This window comes from Leifsonia sp. 71-9, from assembly GCF_001898805.1.
Classification (GTDB): domain Bacteria; phylum Actinomycetota; class Actinomycetes; order Actinomycetales; family Microbacteriaceae; genus Leifsonia.
In genome coordinates, this window is the sequence record NZ_MKVJ01000017.1 from 357356 (window position 1) to 380184 (window position 22829).

A 22829-nucleotide genomic window follows, 5' to 3' on the forward strand; every position below is an offset into this window, starting at 1 on the left:
GGTCAGGGGCCGGGAGCGGCGAGGAACCCGTCGAGAGCGTCGATGGTCGCCTCGGGCGCCTCGAGCTGCGGCGAGTGCGCGCCGCCCGGAATCACGGCGTACCGCGCGCCGAGGCGCTCGGCCATGTCGCGCTGGGCGGCGATCGGCCACTTGTCGTCGTGCTCGCCGTGCGCCACGAGCACCGGAACGCCGGTCGCGCGCAGCTCGTCGGTCGTGTCCTCCTCGGAGCGGAGGATCTCGGCGCCCGCGAGCAGGTTGTCGCTCGATGTGTGCGCCGCCCGCAGCCGCAGGAACGCCAGCTCGGGCTCCAGCGCGTCGTCGGGGAGCCCGCGGGTGTGCGGGTTGTCCCGGTACCAGAGCCCGATCGAGCCGGACTCGGCGACCGTGTCGGTCGTCTCCTGGTGGCGTCCGGGCCAGCCGTGCGGGCCGGAGCAGAGCATCGTCAGCGAGGCGAACGACGCGGGGGAGGCGACGACCGCCGCCCGCGCGACGACCCCGCCGAAGCTGTGGCCGAGGAGGTGCACCGGCGATCCTTCGCCCACGAGCCCGGCGGCCTCCACCGCGTCCGCGGCGAACGCGTCGAGCGTGTACGCCTCGACGCCCGCGGGAGCGGCGGAGTCGGCCTGGCCGCGCTGGCTGTACGCCCACGCGTCCCAGCCGCGCGCGGCGAGCAGCGGGAGGAACGTGCGGAAGTCCTCCTTCGACCCGGTGAAGCCGGGGACGATCAGCACCGTGCCCCGGCTGTCGCCGGCCGGCGCAGCGTGGAACGCCGTCAGCGTCCCGACCCGCGCCGGGAGGCCGACGACGTCGACCCCCGGCGGCACGGGCAGCGCACCGAACGGCGGCAGCGGAGCGAACGTCACGCGAGCGCCTCCCGGGTCTTCGCCGGGTTCGGCACGGCGTCGAGCAGCGCGATCGTGTACGGATCGGTGGGATGCCGCAGCACGTCGGCGGTCCGGCCCCGCTCGACCACGCGGCCGCTGTTCAACACCATGATGTCGTCGGTGACGAGCCGGGCCGAGAGCAGGTCGTGCGTGATGTAGAGCAGCGAGACGCCCCAGCGCTCGCGCAGCTCCTCGAGCAGCGCGAGCACGCCGGCGCGCAGCGTCACGTCGAGCATCGACACCGGCTCGTCGGCGATGAGCACCTGCGGATCGCTGGCGAGCGCGCGGGCGATCACGACGCGCTGCCGCTGCCCGCCCGAGAGCTGGTGCGGCAGCTTCTGCGCGAACTGCTCCACGGGCGTCAGCCCCACGGTCTCCAGCAGCTCGAGCACCCGGCGACGGGCGTCCTTGCCGCGGAGGCCGGTGTAGTTGACCACCGGCCGGGTGAGCGCGTACTCCACGGTGTGCAGCGGATTGAGGGCCGCATACGGGTCCTGGAAGACCATCTGCACGTTCTTGTGGAGCTGGTGGATGCCGCGCCGCCCGAGCGACGCCACGTCGGTGTCGCCGAAGCGGACGGTGCCCGAGGTCGGCGCCTCCACACCCGTGAGGAGCTTCGCGATCGTCGACTTGCCCGACCCCGACGCACCGACGAGCGCGAGCGACTGGCCCGGCTCGAGCGTGAAGGTCACGTCGTCGACGGCCGTCACCGGGCTCTCGCCGCGGCGCGGTGCCGGGTAGACCTTGCTGACGCCCTCGACCGTGATCGCGGAGCTGGCCGCGCGGCCCTCCCGCTGCTGCACGTCCGAGGTGCGGGCCGAGCGGTCCGCCGGCAGACCCGGCAGCTCGACGACCTCGCCGCGCGGGTCGGCGTAGTGGCTCAGCAGCATCTGCGTGTACTCGTGCTGCGGGCGCTCCAGGATGTCGCGGCTGGTGGCGTCCTCCACGATGCGCCCGTCGTGCATGACGAGCACGCGCTGCGTGGCCTCCAGCACGACCCCGAGGTCGTGGCTGATGAGCACGGCCGTGAAGCCCTCCGACGCCTGCAGCTCGGTGATCGTGTCCATGATCGCGTGCTGCACGAGCACGTCGAGCGCCGTCGTCGGCTCGTCGAACACCATCAGGCGCGGTTCGAGCGACAGCGCGAGCGCGATCGAGACGCGCTGGCGCATGCCGCCGGACAGCTCGCCGGGGAAGCGCGCGAGCACCTGCTCCGGCAGGCCGACCTTGCCGACGAGCTCGCGCATCCGGTCGTCCCAGCGGCTGCGCTCGACGTGCCCGTGGGCGCGGAAGATGTCGGCGAAGTGCTTGCGGATGGTGCGCACCGGGTTCAGCGCGTTCATGCCGGACTGCAGCACCATGGCGAAGCCGCCCTGGCGCTGGCGGCGCAGGGACTCGTCGTCGAGCTCGCGGATGTCGTGCCCGTCGAAGCGGATGCTGCCGCCGTTGGTGCGCGCCGGCGGCTTCTGGAGCCGGGTGAGCGCGAAGCCGAGCGTCGACTTGCCCGACCCCGACTCGCCGACCAGGCCGACGAACTCGCCGGCCCCGATGTCGAACGACACGTGGTCGACCGCCTGCACCGGGACCTGCCCGGCCGACTCGTAGACGACGGAGAGGTCGCGGACCTCCAGCAGTGCGGTCATCGCTCGCTTCCTTCCTCGGTGCGGGCTGAAGGCGCGGTCCGGGGGGCCTTGGCCGACCCCTCCCGCAGGCGCGGGTTGCTGATCGCATCCACGCCGAAGTTGATCAGGGTCAGGCTCATCGCCAGCAGGGCGATGCACAGACCCGGGGCGAACAGCAGGATCCACTGGCCGGTGAGCAGGGCGTTCGAGTTCTGCGCCCAGTAGAGGATGGTGCCCCAGCTGACGATCGACGAGTCGCCCAGCCCGAGGAACTCCAGGCCCGCCTCGGCGAGGATCGCGGCGGTCGCGGCGCCGAAGAACGAGCCCGCGATGAGCGAGGTCATGTTCGGCAGGATCTCGTGGAACACCACGCGGAACGAGCTGTCGCCCGAGAACCGTGCGGCGGTCACGAAGTCGCGCGACCGGAGGGACTGCGTCTGGCTGCGCAGCACGCGCGCACCCCACGCCCATCCCGTGATCACGATGACCGCGATGATCATCGCCAGGCCGCCGTTCTGCAGGTAGGCGGCGATCACGATCATCAGCGGGAGGCCCGGGATGACCAGGAACAGGTTGACGATGAAGTTGACCACCTCGGCGCCGAACCCGCGGATGTAGCCCCAGCTGAGGCCGATCAGCACGGCGACCAGGGTGGACAGCGCTCCGGCGATGAAGCCGACGGTGACGCTGATCCGGGTGCCGTAGATGAGCTGGCTGAGCACGTCCTCGCCGGCAGCGGTGGTGCCGAACCAGTGCGCCCAGCTGGCGTCCGCGTTGCGCGGGAAGCCGTCCTGGGTCGCACCGTACGGCGCGAGCCACGGGGCGAAGATCGCGACGAGCACGAACAGGCCGAGGATGATCAGGCCGAGGCGCGACTTCCAGTTGGCCCAGAGGGTGGCGAACGCCCGGCCGATGAAGGCCAGCCGGTGCGGCGGACGCGCCACCTCTTCGGTGCTGATGGACTTGAAACTCTGCGTTGTGGTCATCGGCGGGTCCTTGGGTCGAGTACGCCGTACAGGATGTCGACGAGGAAGTTGGCGACGAGAACGCTCACCGTGATGAGCAGGAACAGCGCCTGCATCAGCGGGTAGTCCTGCCCGATCACCGCGTTGAAGAGCAGGAAGCCGATGCCGGGGTAGCCGAACACCTGCTCCACGAGGATGGAGCCGCCGACCACGCCGCCGAGCGCGAGCCCGAATCCGGTGAGGTTCGGCAGGATCGCGTTGCGCGCCGCGTACTTCATCGCGACGGTGCGGCCCTTGAGGCCGTTCGCCTGGGCGAAGGTCACGTAGTCGTCACCGAGGGTGTTGATCATCGCGTTGCGCATTCCGAGGATCCAACCGCCGACCGAGGTGATGAGGATCGTCACCGCCGGGAGCACCGCGTGGTACGCCGCGTCGACGATGAAGTCCCAGCTGAACATCGGCGAGGCCGTCGGACCGTAGGCGCCCGAGGTCGGGAACCAGTGCAGCACGTAGCCCAGGAAGAACAGCAGGAGCAGCGCGGTCCAGAAGTACGGGAACGTGCTGGCGAAGGTGCCGGTCAGGGTGGGCAGGGAGTCGAGCCAGGTGTTGCGGCGCCAGGCGGCGAGCACACCGGTCAGGGTGCCCAGCACGAACGCCACGATGGTGACGATGCCGACCAGCATGATCGTGTACGGGAACGCCTGGCCGATCAGCTCGCCGACGCTCTGCGGATAGAACGTGTACGAGACGCCGAAGTCGAACGTGACCACCTGGTGCAGGTAGCTCACGTACTGGTCCCAGAGGTTGCCGCCCGGCACGCCGAGCTGCGCCTCGATCGCGTCGCGGGTGGCCTGGGTGACCGGGCCGTTCTGCGACAGCTTCGCGATGGCGGCGTCGGTCGGGGAGCCCGGCATCAGGCGGGGCAGCAGGAAGTTCAGCGTGATCGCGGCCCACAGGGTGAGCACGAACAGGCCGAGTTTGCGAAGGGCGTACTTCACGGCCTATTCACCGTCCTTCCGGAGCTTGAGATGCGTGAACACGAGCAGCGGGGTCTGGTCGTAGGTCTGCGGCGGCGCGTACGGGTCGTCCGCGTCGGGCCAGCCCGTGAACTTCGCGTCGTTGTAGAGACCCCACAGGCCGCCGTAGTACATGGAGATCACCGGGAGGTCGTCGTAGACGATCCGCTGCAGCTGGTGGCTGAGCTCGAGGCGCTTCGCCGGGTCGACCGTCGTCTTGTACTCGGCGAGGAGCTTGTCCGCCTCCGGGTTCGTGTAGCGGCCGAAGTTGCTCGCGGTCGCCTTGCCGATCGGGGTGGCGAACTCGCTGGACAGCGTCGCGTTGAACGCCTGGAAGACGACGCCCGCGCCCATGCCGCCCATCGCGACCTGGAAGTCGCCGTTCTGGATGGCCTGCTGGTACCCCGGCGGCTGCGGCTGCTTGATCTGCACGTCGATGCCGAGGGCCGTCAGCTCCTTGCGCACCTCCTGCACCGCGCGCAGCCAGTCGGTGTAGCCGTTGGCGGTCGTGATGGAGAACGAGAACTGCTTGCCGTCGGGGCCGACGAGCTTGCCGCCCTGCTGGGTGTAGCCGGCCGCGGCGAAGGCGGCGAGGGCGCCGGCGGTGTCCTGCGTGATCAGGCCGCCGTCGGGGATGCTCGGGTCGAGCTCCTTCTCCTGGTTCGGGAGGATGAGGCCGGTCTGGCCGGCGGGCTTCATGTAGCCCTCGGTGGCCGAGTCGGCGATCTTGTCGCGGTCGAGCGCGAGCGCGATGCCTCGGCGCACGTTGATGTCGTTGAACGGCGCGACCGTGAAGTTCGGCATCAGGCCGATGATGCCTCCCGGCGGGAACCAGTACTTGTTGTTCGGGTTCGCCTCGACCCACGTGCCCTGCACGTCGCTCATGAAGGCGTACGCCCAGTCGAAGCCCTTGGTGGCGATGTCGAGCTCATTGGTCGCGGCGGGGAGCACGAGGTGCTTCACCTGGACCTTGTCGGCCTGCCAGTAGTCCTCGAACTTGTCCATCGTGTACTGCTGCGAGGTGAAGCTCGCGAGCGTGTACGGACCGGTGCCGACCGGGTTCGGGTCGCGCCAGGTGTCCGGGCTCTTCTGGTCCTTCCAGATGTGCTCGGGCACGATCAGCGTCTGGGAGATGATGTCCTGCGCGGGGGCGTCGTCCTCCTTGAGGTGGATGACGAGGTGGTCGCCCTTCGTCTCGAGCGAGGCGATGTGCTGCCACGCGCCCTTGAGGTCGAGCGTCGGGAACTTCTTGATCAGGTTCAGCGTGAAGACGACGTCGTCGACGGTGAACGGCTTGCCGTCGGACCACTTCACGCCGTCGCGGATCGTGTAGTCGATGGTGCGGGCGTCCGGCTGGGAGACCTTCGAGGCCAGCCACGGTGTCCCGGTGCCGTCGAGCACGTTGATGACGACGAGCGGCTCGTAGATGTAGGACGAGGCCGCGCGCTTGTTCACCAGGTACGGGTTGAAGTTGCGCTCCATCATCGGAGTGCCCTTGTCTGCAGCCAGGAGCATCGTGTCCGCGGGGATGGACGGGTCTTGCTTGCTCTGGATCTTGATGCTGCAGCCGGAGAGCGCGAGGGCTGCGGCTGCGATCACGGCGAGCGCTCCGAGTCTCCGTCGGCGTCGCCCACCAGGGGGTCGTGAGTGCGTCATTGCCACCTTCTCTAGGTCGTTGCCCTCTGACTGTATGCGCATACATTTCCTTTTTCAACCCCGCACACCTCAAGCGCCCGCACTCCGCCCCTCCGTAGCCGCCGAGCACAGCAAAAGTGCTCGGTCGGAGCGCGGATTCGAGCACTTTTGCTGTGCTCGGCGGCTACGGGTCTGAGGGTTCGGAGGACTCGCGGAGGTAGACGCGGACGGGGAGACGTACGGAGGCGGCGGGGCGGTCGGGGTCGGTGAGGCGGCGCACGAGGGTCTGCACGGCGGCGCGGCCGACCTCCTCCATCGGCTGCTCGACGGTCGTCAGCCGCGGGGTCGAGAGCCGTCCGGCATCGATGCCGTCGAAGCCGGTCACGATGAGCTCGCCCGGCACATCCACCCCGCCGATGCGGGCCGCGTCGATCACGCCGAGGGCCATCTGGTCGTTCGCGCACACGACGGCGCGGGGGAGGCGCTCGCGCGCGACGAGCTCGCGTCCCGCACGCCGGCCGCCCTCGCGCGTGAACTCGCCGCGGTGATCCGGGGCATCCGGCGCCGGGAGGCCGCGCTCGGTCAGCGCGCCGAGGAACCCCTGCCAGCGCTCGTCGTCGTCGGGGGAGTCGACGCTCCCGGCGACGTAGGCGAGGTCGCGCACGCCGAGGTCGTCGATCAGATGACCGACGAGGGCGCGCATCCCCTCGGCGTTGCTCACCGAGACGTGGTCGACCTCGTCGCCGTGGCGGCGCCCCGCCATGACGACCACGGGCAGTCGCCGGGCGAGCCGGCCGATCTCGTCCTCCGGCACACTCCCGGCCAGGACGATGATCCCGTCGACGCGCCCCGCCATGTCGACGAACGTCTCGTGGGCCGTCGCGCCGCGTCCGACGCCGACCATGAGCACGAAGCCGGAGCGCCACGCCTCCACCTCGCTGCCGCGCAGCACCTCGTCGAAGTACAGGTCGCCGCCGCGCGTGTCGATGGAGCCGCCGACGTCGCGGACGATCGTCGCCGCTCCCTCGTCGCCCTCCTCCAGGCGGCGGCCGGCGTCGGCGTCCATCGCGTCGAGGCCGGGGAAGAACAGGCCGATCACGCCCGTGCGCCGGGCGGCCAGACCGCGGGCGGCGCCGCTCGGCACGTAGCCGAGAGCATCCACCGAGGCGAGCACGCGCTCGCGCGTCGCCTCCTTGACGGTGTCCGGCTGCCGGAACACCCGCGAGACCGTCGCGATCGAGACGCCCGCGTGGGTGGCGACGTCGTAGACGGTCGGGACTCGGGTCATCGGTGCACGCTCCTGCTGCTCGGGCACACCCATGATAGGCGGGCGCCCGAGCGCGCCCGGACGGTGGGCCGCGCGTCGGCGCGGCCGGTCGTCCGGCTCGGGGCCGGACTCAGGCGGAGGCCCCGCCCGACTCCGATGCGAGCTGCCGCTTGACGTCGTGCTCCACCAGCACCGGCACGAAGTCGCGCACCGGGGCCCCGGAGAACTCCTCGTGGCGCTCCTTGACGAGCTCCTCGATGCGGTCCTTCGGGATGTGGGGGAACCGCTCCGAGAGGCGGGTGGCTGCGTGCTCGACGGCGACGAGTTCTTCGTCGGGGCTCTGATCGTGACCGGTCATGCACGCATTATGCGCCTCGGGGGTGAACCGTGGCTGGATCATCTGTCAGGCTGGGGTCATGGACGAGTCGATCGAGGTAGTGGTTGTCCGCGTGTTCACCGACGAGCGCGGAGCGAACGGCAACGAACTGGGGATCGTGCGCAGCTCGCCGCAGACGGCGCAGCGCGAGCAGGCGATCGCCACGGCGCTCGGCTTCAGCGAGACGGTGTTCCTCGACGTCGTCGACGAAGACGCGCGGGCGGCCGAGCTCCGGATCTTCACCCCAGCGCGCGAACTGCCCTTCGCCGGTCACCCCAGCGTGGGCACCGCGTGGTGGCTGGCCGACCGCCGCACCCCGGTCGACGTGCTGCGCGAGAAGGCGGGGGATGTCGCGGTCACCGTCGACGAGGCCCAGGACACCGCGTGGATCACCGCGCGCGCCGAGTGGGCCCCCGACTTCAGCTGGCTGCCCCTCCAGTCGCCGGAGGACGTCGACGCGCTCGACCCCGCCGCGTTCACGAGCGGGCACCACTACGCCTACGCCTGGATCGACGAGGCCGAGGGGCGCCTCCGGGCGCGGATGTTCGCGCCCGACATGGGCATCGTCGAGGACGAGGCGACCGGAGCCGCCGCCGTCTCGATCACCGCGAAGCTCGGCCGCGCCCTGCGCATCTCGCAGGGCGAGGGGTCCGAGCTGGTGACGGAGCCGCTCGCGGACGGGTTCATCCGCGTGGGCGGCCGCACCGTGTACGACCGCACCATCGACGCCACGCTGTGAGCGCGCAGGACGACCTCGGCGGCGACCTCCGCATCCTCCCCGTCGGGGAACCCGGCGACGGCCCGTACGCGGTCGCCGCGACGGAGGACGGCGCCGTCTGGTTCACCCTCGTGCACGGCGGCCGGGTGGGGCGGCGGGACGCCGACGGCACGCTGACGTACCTGGCGCTCGGCGACGGCGCACAGCCCGCCGGGATCGCCGCAGCCACCGAGTCCACGGTCTGGATCGCCGACACCACGGGCGACCGGCTGGTGCTCGTCGGCCCCGGCCCCCGCATCCTCTCGGAGATCGCGGTGCCGACCGCGGGCGCGCAGCCCTTCGGGGTCGTGGCGCTCGACGACGGGACCGCCTGGTTCACCGAGCTGGGCGGCAACGCTCTCGGCCGGGTCGGCATCCTGGGCGGCGTGGACGAGTTCCCGGTCGCCCCGGCGGACGCCATGGTCTCGATGATCGCGGCCTCGGGCGACTCGATCTGGTTCACGATGAACGCCGCGGACGCGCTGGGCCACGTGCGGGGCGGGGATGCGGCGATCGCCGTCACGGACCTCCCCGCGGGCTCCGGGCCGGTCGGCATCGCGGTGGCCGAGGACGGCGCGGTCTGGACGGCGCTCATCCGCGCCGATGCCCTCGCGCGGGTCGCGAAGGACGGCACCGTTCGCGTGATCGACCTCGACACCGGCGCCAAGCCGCACGCCGTCGCGGCGGACCACCACGGCGGGGTCTGGGCGAGCCTGTGGGGCGCGAACGCGCTGGCCCACGCGTCTGCGGCGGGGGAGGTCAGCCTCCACCCGCTCCCGGGCGACGTCTCCGAACCGCACGGCCTGGCCGTCGCGCCCGACGGCACGGTCTGGACCGCGCTCGAGTCCGGCGCCCTGGTCGCTCTGCACACTCCCGAGAGGTGAGTCGTTGCGGGTCGCGGAGGCCCGCGACCCGCAACGACTCACGCTTCGCGGGGAGTTACTCGCCCACGCCCACGAACTCGGCGGCCTGGTCCGCGTCCTGCGCGGGGGACTCCAGACGGGCGCGGAGCGCCACGCCGAGGCCCGCGTCCACGTTCGTCCAGTACTGGATGGCGCGCTCGCGGATGTCGTCGCGCTTCACGCCGCCGACGGCTCCCGCAATCGTGTCGAGGAAGCGCGCGCGGGCGGCGTCGTCGAACACCTCGCGGTAGAGCGTGCCGGGCTGGCCGAAGTCGTCGTCCTCGGCGTGCAGGGTGGCCGCGGCGCGGACGAGCGCGCCGTCCGACTCCCACGAGCCCTCACCGGCGCGCGCGGCGTCGGCGGTCGGGCCGCCGAACGAGTTCGGCGCGTACACCGGGGCGTCGGCCGGCTTGAACCCGTGGCGGGCCGCACCGTCCTGCGAGTAGTTGTGCACCGGGGCGACCGGACGGTTGACCGGCAGCTCGTTGTAGTTGGTGCCCACCCGGTAGCGCTGCGCGTCCGGGTACGAGAAGACGCGCGCCATCAGCATCTTGTCCGGGCTGATGTCGATGCCCGGGACGGTGTTGGCGGGGGAGAAGGCGGCCTGCTCGATCTGCGCGAAGAAGTTCTCCGGGTTCTCGTTCAGCGTGTGCACGCCGACCTCGATCAGCGGGTAGTCCGCGTGCGGCCACACCTTGGTGAGGTCGAACGGGTTGAACCGGTAGGTCTTCGCGTCCTCGTACGGCATGACCTGCACGGAGACCTTCCACGCCGGGAACTCCCCGCGCTCGATCGCCTCGTAGAGGTCGCGGCGGTAGTAGTCCGCGTCGGCGCCGGCGATGGCCTCCGCCTCGGCGCCCGCCATCTCCTCGTTGCCCTGCAGGGCCTGGAAGTGGTACTTGACCCAGAAGCGCTCGCCCGCGGCGTTGATCCACTGGTAGGTGTGCGAGCCGAAGCCGGGCATGTGCCGCCACGAGCGCGGGATGCCGCGGTCGCCCATCAGGTACGTGACCTGGTGCGCCGACTCGGGGGAGAGCGTCCAGAAGTCCCACTGCATGTCGGCGTCGCGCAGGCCCGAGCCCGGCAGGCGCTTCTGCGAGTGGATGAAGTCGGGGAACTTGATGCCGTCGCGGATGAAGAACACCGGGGTGTTGTTGCCGACGATGTCGTAGTTGCCCTCGGTCGTGTAGAACTTCACCGAGAAGCCGCGCACGTCGCGCCAGGTGTCGGGCGAGCCCTGCTCGCCGGCGACCGACGAGAACCGCTGCACCGTGCGGGTGCGGGTGCCCGGCTGGAACACCGCGGCCTTCGTGTACGCCGAGACGTCACCGGTGACGACGAACTCGCCGAAGGCGCCGCCGCCCTTCGCGTGCACGATCCGCTCCGGGATGCGCTCCCGGTTGAACTGCGCGAGCTTCTCGACGAGGTAGCGGTCGTGGAGGGCGGTGACGCCGTCCGCGCCCGCGGTGAGCGAGTGCGCGTCGCTGCCGACCGGGGTTCCGGTCTGGGTGGTCGTGTTGTTGTCGGTCATGGTTCTCCTTACCTATCCGGTGTGCGTCGCGGGATCGTCCACGCGCTCCTGACAGGACGGGCACAGTCCCCAGAACGTCACCTCGGCGGTGTTCACCGTGAATCCCGATGCATCGCCGGGATGCAGGCAGGGCGCGTGCCCCACGACGCAGTCGACGTCGGCCACGGCGCCGCACGAGGTGCAGACGACGTGGTGGTGGTTGTCGCCGGTGCGGCGCTCGTACCGCGCGGGGGACCCCGCCGGTTCGATCCGCCGCAGCAGCCCGACGGCCGTGAGGTCGCCGAGCACGTTGTGCACGTTCTGGATCGACGTGCCGGGCAGAGCGGGAAGCACCGCGCGGAACACCGAGTCGGCGTCCGCGTGCGGCAGCCGGGTCAGCGCGTCGAGGACGGCGAGCCGCCCCTGCGTGACGCGCAACCCGCCGGCGCGCAGTGCGCTTTCGAGCTGTGCCGTGTCCATGCTCCGAACCTAACCCCTTCTTTTGAATAGATCAAAACAATGCGTGCATTCGGGCGCGTCGGCGCCCGGATGGGATACGGTGTGCGGGACGACCGGGAGGATCGGATGACGGACCAGCCGCAGGCACCCCAGGGCCAGGGTCAGCCCCAACCGCAGCCCCAGCCCCAGCAGCAGCCGCAGTACCCACCGCTGCCGCAGGGATACCAGCAACCGGCCTACCCGACACAGCCTCCGGCCCCGCACCAGCAGCCCGGCTACTATCAGCAGCCCGCTCCGTACCAGCAGGCCGCTCCGTACCAGCAGCCCGGCTACGTCCAGGCCTACGGCGTCGCCATCTACCCGGTCGCCCCGCCGCAGCCCAAGGGACTCTCGGTCACCTCCATGGTCCTCGGCCTCGTCTCGCTCGTCGCGGGGTTCACCTTCGTCGTCCCGCTCATCGGCCTCATCCTCGGGATCCTCGGCGCGCGCCGGGAGCCGGCCGGTCGCGGGATGGCGATCGCCGGCATCATCATCAGCTCCTTGATCCTGCTGATCTGGGTCGTCATCATCGGCTTCATCGTCTTCGCAGGGATCATCGCGGCCGGCAGCGCCGCCACCTACCGCTCCGCCTGACCGGATCCCGGCCGTCGGTCAGCGCGAACGCGACCGCAGCCGCGTCTCCTCCAGGTCGAGCATGGACTGCGCCTCGGAGAGGATGCGCGACGGGTAGAGGCCGCGCGAGCGCTCCAGCAGCAGCCGGTCGCGCTCGGCGTCCACCACGGCCAGCCGCAGCGTGCGGTAGAGGTGGTGCGGTCTGCTCTCGGCCGGGGTGTCGGAGAGCAGGATGCGCTCCCAGGCCGACTCCGCCTGCAGATACGAGGATTGGCGCACGCGCTCCACGATCTCCGGATCGATGGGGGCGGTGCTCCCGGCGACCACCTCCGGCTCGTCGAGCACCTTCAGGCCGGTCTCGCTGAGGTCGTCGAGCAGCTGGGCGAGCAGGCGGCGGTCGTCCTTCACGTCGACGCCCTGCAGCCCGAGCGCGCGGATCAGCCACGGGAGGGTGCCGCCCTGCACGACCAGGCTGACGACCGCGACCGTGAACGCGATCAGGATCAGCTGCGGGCGGTACGGGATGTCGTGCGGCAGCGACTGGGCGGCCGCCAGGGTCACGACGCCGCGCATCCCGGACCAGCCGAGAACGACGCCGCCCTTCCAGTCGATCGCCTCCTGCCGGAACTCCTCCAGGTCGCTCCGGTGCCGCTGGTAGCGGGTCTCGGCGCGCTGTTTGCGCACCGACTGCCAGCGGTACTTGACCGGATGGTCGCGGAAGTAGCTGATCAGCAGCCACTCCTTCAGCACCGCTTTCTCCGCGTGCTGGGCGCGTCTTCGCAAGGAGTAGATGAGCGGGACGATGAGCACGAAGCGGATGACGACGAGCGACACCATCGCGATCAGGCCGAGGAGCACGGAGTCCCACACGCTCAGGATCTCGGGGTGGTCGACGTCGGCGACAAGAGTGCGGATCTCGAGCCCGATCAGCAGGAAGACGCCGTTCTCGAGCAGGAACTGGATGGTGCGCCAGTTGATGGTGTCGCTGATGCGCGCCTGGGCGGTGAAGTGCCGTGGCGCCGCGTGGCCGGTGTAGAGACCGGCGATGACGACGGCGAGCACGCCGGAGCCGTGGAGCGCCTCCGTCGGGGCGAACGCCGCGAACGGGACGATCACCGAGAGCGCGGTGTCGAGCACCGGGTCGTTGAGCTTGGAGCGCACCCACACCGAGACGAAGCCGACGATCAGGCCGATGATGGCGGCGAGGGCGACCGCGGTGAGGAAGTCGGCGACGCCGGCGAGCGGCGTGCTGAGCGAGCCGACCGCGGCCGCGAGGGCGGTGCGCAGCAGCACCAGGGCGGTCGCGTCGTTGACGAGGCCCTCGCCCTCCAGCACCGTGAGCACCCGGGGCGGGAGGCCGAGCTTGCGGCCGATGGAGGTCGCGGCCACCGCGTCCGGCGGGCTGATGATCGCGCCGAGGGCGATCGCCGCGGCCAGGTTGAGGTTCGGGAGCATCGTGTAGAGCACGAAGCCCGAGGCGAACGCCGTGATGATCACCAGCACGACCGAGAGTCCCGCGATCGGGGCGAGGTTGCGCCGGAAGTCGGTGAGCGGGACGCTGATCGCCGCCGCGTACAGGATGGGCGGCAGCAGGCCGTCGAGGATGATCTCCGGCGGCACGTCGATCTCGGGCACCCCCGGCAGGAACGACAGCATGACGCCGACGATCACCAGGATGATCGGCGCCGCGACGCCCAGCTTGCGCGCGAACGCAGCCACCGCGACGATGACCGCCACCGCGATCACCGCGTATACGCCGAGCTCCATAGATCCGTAGGCAGTGCGGTCCGGGGCCCTAGCGGGCGCGCAATCCGTCGATGGCCATGGCGATCACGCGGTCCCGCTGCTCGTCGTCGTCGAACGCGACGCCCGCGATGCCGGAGACCATGCGGATGACGTCGCCGATCGTCGCGTCCTCGCGCAGCTCGCCGGCCTCCTGGGCGCGCTCGAGCAGGGGCTCGCCGGCGTCGTAGAGGGAGGTGCGGCAGCTGAGGAGCACGGGGGAGTCCTTGTTGAGGCCCTCCAGCAGCGCCTTCTTGGTGCCGATGTAGGTGACGAAGCGGCGCAGCCACGCCTCGACGCCGACCCACGGGTCCTCGAGGTCCGCGGCGTCCTCCGCGGCGTGGACCACGGCCTCCACCTCGTCGACGTAGACCGCCTCGACGAGCGCGTCGCGCGTGGGGAAGTTGCGGTACAGGGTGCCGATGCCGACGCCCGCGCGCCGGGCGATGTCTTCGAGGGAGGCGCTGGTGCCGTCGGAGGCGAACGCCTCGCGCGCCGCCGACAGCAGCGCGTCGAAGTTGCGGCGTGCGTCCGCCCGCTGCGGGCGCACGACGCCGACATGGGCGGTCTCTGTGCCGGTCACAGCGGGTCCTTCCGAACGGGTCGTCGAAACAAGTATGGCAGAAAGGGTTGCGAAGCGGAGGATGCCTCCGGTAATGTCTTCCAGGTAACCGGAGGCTCCCTCCGAACGGAGCCTGCCTCCAATTGTAGCCGCTCTCGCGGCAGTTCCTCGAGAAACGGAAGAAAAACCGACATGTCTCGATCTCGACCCGGCATCACGTTCGCCATCCTGGCGCTCAGCGTGGCCTCCTTCGCCCTCCTGCAGTCCCTCGTCGTCCCCGTCCTGCCCGTGATCCAGTCCGATCTCGGCACCACCACCTCCGGCGTCACCTGGACCATGACCGCCTGGCTCATCGCCGCCGCGGTCGCCACCCCGTTGCTCGGCCGCGTCGGCGACATCGTCGGCAAACGCCGCGTGTTCGTCCTCTCCCTGCTCGCGGTGGCGCTCGGCAGCGTCATCGCCGCCGTCGCGCCGTCCATCGGCGTGCTGATCGCCGGCCGCGTCGTGCAGGGCGTCGGCGGCGCCATGTTCCCGCTCGCGTTCGGCATCATCCGCGACGAGTTCCCCGCCCGCCGCCTCCCCTCGGCGATCGGCGCCATCGCGTCGGTCATCGCCATCGGCAGCGGTCTCGGCACCGTGCTCGCCGGCCCCCTGGCCGAGGTGCTCAGCTGGCGCGGGCTGTTCCTCGTGCCCGTCGCGCTCACCGTCACGGGCGCCGTCCTGACCCTGATCTTCATCCCGGAGTCGCGCGAGCGCGCCGCCGGCGGGGTCAACCCCTGGTCGGCCGTCCTGCTGTCGGGCTGGCTGATCGCGCTGCTCCTCCCGCTCAGCACGGGTGCGCAGTGGGGCTGGGCGTCTCCTCAGGTCATCGGCCTGTTCGCCGCCGCGGCCGTCCTGCTGGCCGCCTGGGTCGTCGTCGAGCTGCGCTCGCGGCATCCGCTGGTCGACATGCGGCTGATGCGCGAGCCCGGCGTCTGGTCCATGAACGCCGCGGCGATCTTCATCGGCGCCGCCATGTTCGCCGTGTTCGCGTACTTCCCCCGGTTCGTGCAGACGCCGACCGCCAGCGGGTACGGCCTCGGCGCATCGGTCGCGGAGTCCGGGATGCTCATGGTCCCGATGCTCGTGACGATGGCCGTGACCGGCTTCGCCAGCGGACCGCTCGCCCGGTGGATCGGGTTCCGCGCGCAGATCGTCATCGCGGCCGTGCTCATGTCCGCGGCGAGCCTGTCGCTCGCGTTCCTGCACAGCTCGCTGTTCGACGTGGCCGCCGCCTCCGGCGTCTTCGGGATCGGCCTCGGCCTCATCTACGCCGCGATCACCAGCGTCGTGGTGCAGAGCGTCCCGGCCACCCAGACCGGGGTCGCCAGCGGGATGAACGCCAACCTCCGCACCGTCGGCTCCGCCATCGGCGCTGCCGTCATGACCGCTCTCGTCACCGGCGCGACCGCCGCGAACGGCCTCCCGGCCGAGTCCGGCTACACCGAAGGCTTCACGACCGCCGGCCTGCTGGCCCTCGGCGCCGGCGCGGTCACCGTGCTCGCCGCGGTGGTCATGCGCTCGCGCATCCGTCGCTCCACGGCGGACGCCGAGCTGGCCGCGGTGGCCGGGCTCGCCCGGCTGCAGGAGCGCGAGGGTTCCGCGGTGCAGCCGGCGCAGCCCGCGCTCTCGCAGCCCGCACTCTCCCTCGCCGAGGTCGAGTCACTGGCCGTCCCCGTCATGCTCGCCGAGCTCGCCGAGGCCGCGGAGTTCGACCGCCTCGCCGCGAAGGTCGAGGAGACCGTGGCGGCGCAGACCCCGCTCCCCGAGCCGCTCGAGCACCCCGCCCGCTCCGCCCGAACGGAGCAACTCGAGGTCGCCTGACCAGCACCGCGATCCCCGCCCCCGCCCCGTCCACCTCCGCGAAACGCGACAATTCGCGGGTGTCCACCCCCGGACACCCGCGACTTGTCACGTCTCGGGCATTGGCTGTCCACCGCAATGGTGAGACTCTGTATGTATGCGCTCACTAGTCGCGTGTCTCATGCTCGCCTTCGCCGCGGTACTCCTGCTCGCCCTCACCGTGCCGGCGGAGTTCGTGGCCTGGATGTGGGCTCTCGCCGGGGCTCTCCTCCTGGCGGCGGCCACGTGCGCGGTCATCTCCTCCGCGCAGCGGAACAAGGCGCCCACATCCCTTCGCGCGAGACGTGACAAATCGCGGGTGTACCGCCGCTGACACCCGCGATTTGTCACGTCTCGCGCGCCGTCATGCGCGGCGGAAGTGGAGGCGGGCGGAGGGCAGCCACATCAGCACCGCGGCCACGACGACCGCGATGCCGCTCAGCAGGCCGAGCAGGTCGCCCGCGAAGACCGTGGCCAGCAGGCCGAGCAGCACGATCGCGCCGATGATCGTCAGCACGATGCGCGACCAGTTGGCGCCGCGCAGCAGGAACAGGCCGAGGACGACGCGGAGGAGTGCGCCGATGACGGCGCCGCCGATGCTGCCGATGACGATGCCCGGCCCGGTCGGTGCGCTGACCGCGGGGTTGGCGAGCAGGGCAGGGAGGCCGACGAAGAAGGACAGCAGGCCGAGGGCGGCGCTGGCGATCCAGATCCAGAACGAGGCGACGACGACGCGGGGCACGCCCACGGTGGAGAACGGCTGGGACACGGGAGTTCCTTCGGGTCGGGGAGGGGACGGAGGTGTGGACACGGTCATCCACGCTCACCGCTATCGGCACGCCGGCCCGATCCGTCACGAGCGCCGGAACAGCCGTGCCGGTCGCACCGTCCGAACCGTCCGAACCGTCCGAACCGTCCGAACCGTCCGAACCGGCCGAACCGTCCTCTGATCCCGCGCTCGGAATCCGCTCTCAGCCCTGTGCCGCCCGCTCGCTGCGCCACCGCGCGAGCAGGTCCCACGGGTCGCCCGCCGACGCGCGCAGACCGGCGACGTGCCGCAGCAGCCGGGCGTCCGTCTCGAACCATTCGGTGCCCGGGATGCGCAGGGCGGCGAACTCCGCGTGCCGCCGCTGCTCGCGCCTGCGGTCGCCGCGCTCGAACGCGAGCAGCTCGTCGTGGGGGAGGGAGGCGAAGCGCTGTGCCGGGTTCGCCGTCGTGCCGATCTTGATGCGGTCGCGGTAGCGCAGGTAGTAGACGACGTCGACCCGGGAGGCTGCCGCACCCTCCGGAGGCAGCTCGCCCGCGCGCCACTCGCAGACGGCGCAGAGCCACCCGGACGGATACCGCACGCCGAGCCGCGACCCGCAGAACGCGCACGGCGACGGCAGCAGATCGGTCACGCCGAACTCGCCCGCTGCCCAGTCGTGCGCCTCCAGCAGGTGCGCCAGACACAGGGGGAGCGGCGCACCGGGATGCGCCGGAGCCGCGCATACCGCGCAGACGCCCGGCAGGGTCGTGGTCATGCGGGGACGCTACCGCGGCCTCCCGACAGTCTCACTCCGTGTCCGTGCGCGAGTACGACGATCCGGACACGGTGCGCCCTACCAAGCCGCTGTCGACGAGGTGCCGTCGTAGCGCCGCCGTGTCGTCCCCGAATCGTTGGAGCCGCTCGCCCAGCTCGGCCTCGTCGACGACCTCGCCCGGTGCGAGCACCGTCCCGGCGACGTGGCGGAGCAGTTCGGCCCGGTCCGCCGCGGAGGACGGGTACCGGTCGATCCGTCCCTCCGCGTCGAGGAAGCGGTCGACTCCGGTGCGCGGCGGACGGGCCGGCGCATCGCGGAGGGCGCGGGTGAACCGTTCGGCCGCGACGGAGGCGGCACCATCCTGGATCGTGATGAGTCCGGCCCGCGTCGCGGCGTCCAGCGCCCGCCGGCGACGCGACGGGCTGAGACCCGCACCGATCTCGTCGAGCGGCCGCCCCAGCTCCACCTGCGCGAACACCCGACGCGTGTCGGCGTTGGCGAGGGCGGCGACCAGGGGGCGCCAGTCGGCCGGCTCCGAGCGATCGGGGGAGGACATACGTCGAGCGTAGCGGGGCGAGATCCGCATCCATCCGGGCCGGGACGCCGCGACTACGCAACCCAGGACCGTCCTCTACCTAACAACATCCCCGGAAGCCGATCCGTCCCACCAGTTGACCTAGTATGCCGATGTACTAGTTCGACAAACTGTGTCGTGCGGCGAGATGAGTCCGGGAGGTCGGCGGTGCCGGTTCCAGTCAAGCGCAGCCCCGCCACGGGCAAGCGCGTGCTGCTGCGGGATGTGGTCCGCGACCAGCTGCGCGACGCCATCATGGACGGCACCTTCCAGGCGGGCGAAGTGCTGCACGACGCGGAACTGATGGAGTGGCTGGGTGTCTCCCGCACCCCGCTCCGCGAGGCCATCAACGACCTCGCCCGCATGGGGCTCATCGAGATGGAGCCCAACCGCTACACGCGCGTGGTGAACCCGGACCCCTCCGAGATGGTCATGGCCTTCCACACCCTGGGCGTCCTGCACGGCGGGGCCGTCGCTCTGGGGCTGCCCCGGCTCTCGCCCGCCGGCAGGCGTGAGGTCGACGAGTTGGCCGATCGATGGGCGACCGCACTGCGCGAGCGCGACATGCGGACGATCCGCGACTCATTCAACGCCATCTTCGCCCTCTGCGCCGAGGGTTCGGGCAACTCCATCTACCGGAAGCTGCTGGCCGAGGAGACGTACGGCCTGCGGTACCTCACCGTCATGGGCGTGCTCGCGCGCTTGATCGACGAGACGGGATGGGCCGAACTCGAGGATGCGGCGGCGCAGCTTCTCCGCGCGCTCGCCGCAGACGATGCCGATGCGGCCCGCGTCGCGATCGAACGCGCGCACCTCGGGTGGCTCACCGCCGCCGACGGCGACGCGGACTAGCGGCTCAGCCTCTCGTCGACGTCCGTCACGAGCGCGGAGAAGAATCCGTCCAGGCGCAAGCGGGCGGTCCCCGGATCCGTGGCGAGCGCCGCGGCGAGACGGCGCAGCTCGGGCGATCCGCCTGCCCGCACGATGTGTTCGGGATGCGCGTGGAGGAGCCGCAGCGTGCGTGGCAGCGTGAGGTCGCTCACCTGTTCGATCAGGAGCGATCCGGTGTCGCGCATGAGGAAGCGGACGACCGCCTCGAAGAGGGCGGCACCGCCGTCGTCCTGGCGCTCGGCGAGTTCGACCCGGTAGTTGAGTTCGAGCGCGAGTTCGGGAGTGATCGGGCCCTGTGGGAGGCAGAGGTCGAGCGTGCTGTGCAGGATGCGGAGCGAGCGGACCGTGTCCTCGTCGACGAGGTCGGAGACGCGCGTGTACCGGTTGGGGGAGGCCTCGACGAGGCCCGCGCGGATGAGGCGTGCCAGTGCCTCCCGTACCGGCGTGCGGGATACGCCGAACCGGCTCGCGAGCTCGTCGACATCGAGCTGGGTGCCGGGGGCGATGGCGGCGTCGACGAGTTCGCCGCAGAGGAGGTCGAAGACCTCCTCGCTCAGCAGGCGCCGGTGCGGGAGGGGGTTCACGGGCGACACCTCCGGTCGTCGTCGCGGGCGGTGGACGCCGATGGCCGCACTCGCGTTGTTGCGGGTGCGGCCGTCGGGTGGAGCCTGCCCATTCCTAGGAGGCGCTCCGTGCCGGCGAGTGACCGCTCACTCGTCGGCGGCGCGGTGCCGGAAGAACAGGACGGCGACCGCGGGTAGGAGAGTCGAGGGGTGGTGGGCGGACGCAGGGGTGTGTCCGCCCACCGGGGTGACCCGGAACCGGGTCGATGTGGGGCTGATCGCTGCTAGTTGGTGCTGGTGGTGCGGCGGCGGCGGATCAGCAGGAACGATCCCGCAGCAGCCAGCAACGCCAGGCCGGCGCCCCCGGCGATGGCCGGGTCCATCAGCGGAGTGGACTCGTCGTCGCTGACCACGACGATGGCGCCGAGGTCGGTGCTGATCGGGTCCGCACCGGGGACGGTGTAGGTGATCCCGAGGGAGTTCGGACCCTGCGGCAGACCATCGATCGGCGTAGACCAGTTGCCGTCGGCGTCGACCTCGGCCGAACCGATGGTGGTGCCGTCCTTGTCGGTGATGACGACGGTGGTGCCGGGGGCACCCTTGCCGGCGAACACGTCGCCGTTCTTGACGTCGGTCGACTCGGTCAGGTTCGGAGTGAGGACCTCGAACTTCGTGGTCGACTCGGTCATCTCGTAGGTGTTGTCGGCGAGCTGGATGGTGTCGCCGTCCTTCGTGACGATCTCGATCGTCAGGTCGGTGTCACCGTTGGCCGGAGCCGGGGAGAGCGTGGTCGACCAGGAGCCGTCCGCGCCGACCTCGACGCTGCCGAGGACCTTGCCGGTGCTGTCCTTGATCACGACCGTGTCGCCCTCCACACCGTTTCCGGAGAACACGGTGTCGGGGGTGATGGTGCCATCGACGCCCGGGGTCTTCAGGCTGCGAGCATCCTCGGAGCCCTCCATGACCACGTTCGTGTCGGCCACCTTGTTGCCGCCGACCTCGATGATCAGGTTCACGTCACCGTTCTTCGGCGCCGGGTCCAGGGTCAGCGACCACTGGCCGTCGTTGCCGACGACACCCTCACCGAGGATGTTGCCGTTGCCGTCCTTGATGACGACCGTCTCGCCCTTGGCGCCGGTTCCGGTGAACACGGTGTCGGGGGTGACCGTCTCACCCTCGGCCGGACCGGAGTAGGCGGGAGCCTCGTCCGAGCCGGTCATCGTGATGGACGGGTTGGCGACCGTCTCGTCACCGATGGTGACGGTCAGGTTGTGGTTGCCGTTGATCGGCGCCGGGTCGAGCGTCAGCGACCAGGAGCCGTCGGCACCGATCTCGGTCTGGCCGAGGACGTTGCCCTTGCCGTCGGTGATGGTGACGGTCTCACCCTTGGTGCCGGTGCCGGTGAACACAGTGTCGGGGGTGACGGTGTCGCCGGTCTTCGGGCCGGTGTAGGCGTTGGGCTCCTCGGAACCGGTCATCACCAGGCTCGTGTCCGCGAGCTGCTCGGCGATGCCGTCCGCGCCGGTGATCTCGACGACGAGGTTCACATCACCGTTGGTCGGGACCGGGTTCAGCGTGGTCGACCAGTGGCCGTCGTCACCGACGGTGGTGGTGCCGAGCACGGTGCCCGCGCCGTCCTTGATGACGACGGTCTCGCCCTTGGCACCGGTTCCGGTGAACACGGTGTCGGGGGTGATGGCGCCGGAAGTGGGGCCGGTGTAGGCACGCGCCTCATCCGACTGCGTCATCGTATAGTTGCCGTCCGCCAGCGTGGTGGACTTGCCTTCGGTGTCGAGCGCGACGACCTTCAGCGCAACCGTTCCGTTGATCGGCGCCGGGTCAAGGGTCAGCGACCAGGTCTTGTCCGCACCGACCTCCGTGGTGCCCAGAGGCTTGCCGTCTTTGTCCAGAATGGTGATGACCGTGTTCTGCTTGGCCTGGCCGGTGAATACGGTGCCCGGCGTGATCTCCGAGTTCGGGAGGGGGGAAGTCAAGGTGGGTTCGGTCACTGCGGGAGTTGCCCATCCGGCGCTTACACCGAAGTTGCTGTTCTGGTTCATCGCCTGATATGTCACTACCTGAGGGGAGGCCTTGTTGGTGTAGTGCAGTAGGTAGGACGTGTTCCGGCTCATCCGGAAGTTGACACCGTTGTACTCGTAGCCGTTCCACTGCTGGTCGATGACCGTGTCGTTGCACGCGGACAGCCTGGTCGTGGTGTCATTCGCAGTGGTCCCGGCCAGGCATTTGCCGTTAGGACTGATCATCGGGCCCGTGCTGCCGGCGGCTGGATACTCCCAGATGGCAACATCTCCAGCAGCGAGCGCGCTCTCGACAGCCTCTTTGGTCATGTACTTCGTGTACGTGATCCCGTTTGCGTTGAGTGCTCGGTAGTCCGTGGGATTCACCAGCGGGCCGGAAAGCTGGGGGCCCGACGGCACGTACGTGGCCGCGCCGGCCGGTGCGGCGAAAGCGAACCCGGCGGCGGTGAGACCGAGAAGGGTTGCGCCGGCGACAGCGGCGCGCCCTGCTCTCTTCTTGAATGTGTTGTTCACAGTGAACTTTCTTCTTCGGGTTGTGTCCGGCTCGCGAGCCGGAGGTGGGGATCGCGAGCTCTAGGACTGCGCGCTCGCGTGCGCTGTGGGGCGTTCGCATTGCAGGCGTTCGCCTCGGGATGGTGTCGTCTCGGGCGAGGCTCGATTCGAACTCGGCGGCGACACGAAAAGCTAACCATTGCGCAAAGCCAACATTTCAGAGTGCCGTTGCGCATTCGGTAGTTGCGGAAGGCTGATTACGCAGCCGCGGGAAAAGTCCAGTAGGTGAGACCCGGGGAACTCAGCGTTTCAGCGAGCGCGTCAGCCGTAGGCACAGGCCGGGCCGAGCCGCGTCAGCGTCGGGCGCGTCCCGGCGGCGGAGTGTCGATGCGGTCCACCGCATCCCGGAGCCGGTCGTAGCGGGCGGTGGACGCCGATGGCCGCACTCGCGTTGTTGCGGGTGCGGCCGTCGGGTGGAGCCTGCCCATTCCTAGGAGGCGCTCCGTGCCTTCGAGTG

The 22829-nt window shown here is 70.5% G+C and carries 21 protein-coding genes; 5 read left to right on the top strand and 16 right to left on the bottom strand.

The window, feature by feature from the left end; all coding sequences use genetic code 11:
* Positions 1-2 precede the first annotated feature (2 nt).
* The 7 genes from BGO91_RS11420 to BGO91_RS11450 form a co-directional block, all read right to left on the bottom strand.
* Entirely contained in the window at positions 3-863 is an 861-nt protein-coding gene (locus BGO91_RS11420; RefSeq protein ID WP_290472880.1) for an alpha/beta hydrolase, read from the bottom strand.
* A complete protein-coding gene (locus BGO91_RS11425; protein WP_179700162.1) occupies positions 860-2527 on the bottom strand; it encodes an ABC transporter ATP-binding protein in 1668 nt (555 codons plus the stop codon). The genes BGO91_RS11420 and BGO91_RS11425 overlap by 4 nt, the downstream gene beginning before the upstream one ends.
* Entirely contained in the window at positions 2524-3492 is a 969-nt protein-coding gene (locus tag BGO91_RS11430) for an ABC transporter permease (RefSeq protein ID WP_290472881.1), read from the bottom strand. Before BGO91_RS11430 ends, BGO91_RS11425 begins: the two co-directional genes overlap by 4 nt.
* Positions 3489-4469 (bottom strand): ABC transporter permease, encoded by a 981-nt coding sequence (locus tag BGO91_RS11435; RefSeq protein WP_290472882.1) that lies wholly within the window; start codon positions 4467-4469, stop codon positions 3489-3491. The genes BGO91_RS11430 and BGO91_RS11435 overlap by 4 nt, the downstream gene beginning before the upstream one ends.
* A gap of 3 nt (positions 4470-4472) precedes the next feature.
* Positions 4473-6086: an ABC transporter substrate-binding protein gene (locus BGO91_RS11440; RefSeq protein ID WP_290472883.1), complete on the bottom strand. Its 1614-nt coding sequence runs from the start codon at positions 6084-6086 to the stop codon at positions 4473-4475.
* 220 nt (positions 6087-6306) lie between these two features.
* Positions 6307-7410 carry a LacI family DNA-binding transcriptional regulator gene (locus tag BGO91_RS11445; protein ID WP_290472884.1) on the bottom strand — a complete coding sequence of 368 codons (1104 nt, stop codon included), beginning with the start codon at positions 7408-7410 and terminating at the stop codon, positions 6307-6309.
* 109 nt (positions 7411-7519) lie between these two features.
* Positions 7520-7747 (bottom strand): three-helix bundle dimerization domain-containing protein, encoded by a 228-nt coding sequence (locus BGO91_RS11450; protein WP_039923557.1) that lies wholly within the window; start codon positions 7745-7747, stop codon positions 7520-7522.
* Between the two features lie 58 nt (positions 7748-7805).
* On the opposite strand from BGO91_RS11450, the gene BGO91_RS11455 reads away from it, so the two are divergent.
* Both BGO91_RS11455 and BGO91_RS11460 read left to right on the top strand, forming a co-directional pair.
* Positions 7806-8504: a PhzF family phenazine biosynthesis isomerase gene (locus BGO91_RS11455; RefSeq protein ID WP_290472885.1), complete on the top strand. Its 699-nt coding sequence runs from the start codon at positions 7806-7808 to the stop codon at positions 8502-8504.
* On the top strand, positions 8501-9406 hold the full coding sequence (locus tag BGO91_RS11460) for a hypothetical protein (RefSeq protein WP_290472886.1): 906 nt from the start codon (positions 8501-8503) through the stop codon (positions 9404-9406). Before BGO91_RS11455 ends, BGO91_RS11460 begins: the two co-directional genes overlap by 4 nt.
* Positions 9407-9461: 55 nt before the next feature.
* On the opposite strand, the gene BGO91_RS11465 is transcribed toward BGO91_RS11460, so the two are convergent.
* Positions 9462-10955, bottom strand: a complete 1494-nt coding sequence (locus tag BGO91_RS11465) for a catalase (RefSeq protein WP_290472887.1) — start codon at positions 10953-10955, stop codon at positions 9462-9464.
* A 12-nt stretch (positions 10956-10967) separates the two neighbouring features.
* Positions 10968-11414, bottom strand: a complete 447-nt coding sequence (locus BGO91_RS11470) for a Fur family transcriptional regulator (RefSeq protein WP_290472888.1) — start codon at positions 11412-11414, stop codon at positions 10968-10970.
* A 105-nt stretch (positions 11415-11519) separates the two neighbouring features.
* On the opposite strand from BGO91_RS11470, the gene BGO91_RS11475 reads away from it, so the two are divergent.
* Complete coding sequence (locus BGO91_RS11475) at positions 11520-12026, top strand: hypothetical protein (protein WP_290472889.1); 507 nt, start codon at positions 11520-11522, stop codon at positions 12024-12026.
* Between the two features lie 18 nt (positions 12027-12044).
* On the opposite strand, the gene BGO91_RS11480 is transcribed toward BGO91_RS11475, so the two are convergent.
* Together BGO91_RS11480 and BGO91_RS11485 are read right to left on the bottom strand one after the other, a co-directional pair.
* Positions 12045-13772 carry a sodium:proton antiporter gene (locus tag BGO91_RS11480; protein WP_290472890.1) on the bottom strand — a complete coding sequence of 576 codons (1728 nt, stop codon included), beginning with the start codon at positions 13770-13772 and terminating at the stop codon, positions 12045-12047.
* A 28-nt stretch (positions 13773-13800) separates the two neighbouring features.
* Positions 13801-14370: a TetR/AcrR family transcriptional regulator gene (locus BGO91_RS11485; RefSeq protein WP_290472891.1), complete on the bottom strand. Its 570-nt coding sequence runs from the start codon at positions 14368-14370 to the stop codon at positions 13801-13803.
* Positions 14371-14541: 171 nt separating this feature from the next.
* Between BGO91_RS11485 and BGO91_RS11490 the strand changes: the two genes are divergently transcribed.
* The gene (locus BGO91_RS11490; RefSeq protein ID WP_290472892.1) at positions 14542-16212 is read left to right on the top strand and encodes an MFS transporter; all 1671 of its coding nucleotides are present in this window, start codon (positions 14542-14544) and stop codon (positions 16210-16212) included.
* A 382-nt stretch (positions 16213-16594) separates the two neighbouring features.
* Here BGO91_RS11490 and BGO91_RS11495 read toward each other — a convergent pair whose 3' ends face one another.
* The 3 genes from BGO91_RS11495 to BGO91_RS11505 form a co-directional block, all read right to left on the bottom strand.
* Positions 16595-16999, bottom strand: a complete 405-nt coding sequence (locus BGO91_RS11495) for a hypothetical protein (protein WP_290472893.1) — start codon at positions 16997-16999, stop codon at positions 16595-16597.
* A gap of 202 nt (positions 17000-17201) precedes the next feature.
* A complete protein-coding gene (locus BGO91_RS11500) occupies positions 17202-17753 on the bottom strand; it encodes a GIY-YIG nuclease family protein (protein WP_290472894.1) in 552 nt (183 codons plus the stop codon).
* A 31-nt stretch (positions 17754-17784) separates the two neighbouring features.
* Complete coding sequence (locus BGO91_RS11505; RefSeq protein ID WP_290472895.1) at positions 17785-18309, bottom strand: DUF2087 domain-containing protein; 525 nt, start codon at positions 18307-18309, stop codon at positions 17785-17787.
* 186 nt (positions 18310-18495) lie between these two features.
* On the opposite strand from BGO91_RS11505, the gene BGO91_RS11510 reads away from it, so the two are divergent.
* Positions 18496-19179 (top strand): GntR family transcriptional regulator, encoded by a 684-nt coding sequence (locus BGO91_RS11510; RefSeq protein ID WP_290472896.1) that lies wholly within the window; start codon positions 18496-18498, stop codon positions 19177-19179.
* Here BGO91_RS11510 and BGO91_RS11515 read toward each other — a convergent pair.
* On the bottom strand, positions 19176-19802 hold the full coding sequence (locus tag BGO91_RS11515; RefSeq protein ID WP_290472897.1) for a GntR family transcriptional regulator: 627 nt from the start codon (positions 19800-19802) through the stop codon (positions 19176-19178). The genes BGO91_RS11510 and BGO91_RS11515 overlap by 4 nt on opposite strands.
* 263 nt (positions 19803-20065) lie before the next feature.
* Positions 20066-22333 (bottom strand): Ig-like domain-containing protein, encoded by a 2268-nt coding sequence (locus BGO91_RS11520; RefSeq protein ID WP_290472898.1) that lies wholly within the window; start codon positions 22331-22333, stop codon positions 20066-20068.
* Positions 22334-22829 lie beyond the last annotated feature (496 nt).

Coding starts and splice junctions, on each gene's coding strand:
- BGO91_RS11425 (WP_179700162.1), bottom strand. CDS start 2,527: ATGACCGCACTGCTGGAGGTCCGCGACCTCTCCGTCGTCTACGAGTCG.
- BGO91_RS11430 (WP_290472881.1), bottom strand. CDS start 3,492: ATGACCACAACGCAGAGTTTCAAGTCCATCAGCACCGAAGAGGTGGCG.
- BGO91_RS11445 (WP_290472884.1), bottom strand. CDS start 7,410: ATGACCCGAGTCCCGACCGTCTACGACGTCGCCACCCACGCGGGCGTC.
- BGO91_RS11450 (WP_039923557.1), bottom strand. CDS start 7,747: ATGACCGGTCACGATCAGAGCCCCGACGAAGAACTCGTCGCCGTCGAG.
- BGO91_RS11455 (WP_290472885.1), top strand. CDS start 7,806: ATGGACGAGTCGATCGAGGTAGTGGTTGTCCGCGTGTTCACCGACGAG.
- BGO91_RS11465 (WP_290472887.1), bottom strand. CDS start 10,955: ATGACCGACAACAACACGACCACCCAGACCGGAACCCCGGTCGGCAGC.
- BGO91_RS11470 (WP_290472888.1), bottom strand. CDS start 11,414: ATGGACACGGCACAGCTCGAAAGCGCACTGCGCGCCGGCGGGTTGCGC.
- BGO91_RS11475 (WP_290472889.1), top strand. CDS start 11,520: ATGACGGACCAGCCGCAGGCACCCCAGGGCCAGGGTCAGCCCCAACCG.
- BGO91_RS11480 (WP_290472890.1), bottom strand. CDS start 13,772: ATGGAGCTCGGCGTATACGCGGTGATCGCGGTGGCGGTCATCGTCGCG.
- BGO91_RS11490 (WP_290472892.1), top strand. CDS start 14,542: ATGTCTCGATCTCGACCCGGCATCACGTTCGCCATCCTGGCGCTCAGC.
- BGO91_RS11500 (WP_290472894.1), bottom strand. CDS start 17,753: ATGACCACGACCCTGCCGGGCGTCTGCGCGGTATGCGCGGCTCCGGCG.
- BGO91_RS11505 (WP_290472895.1), bottom strand. CDS start 18,309: ATGTCCTCCCCCGATCGCTCGGAGCCGGCCGACTGGCGCCCCCTGGTC.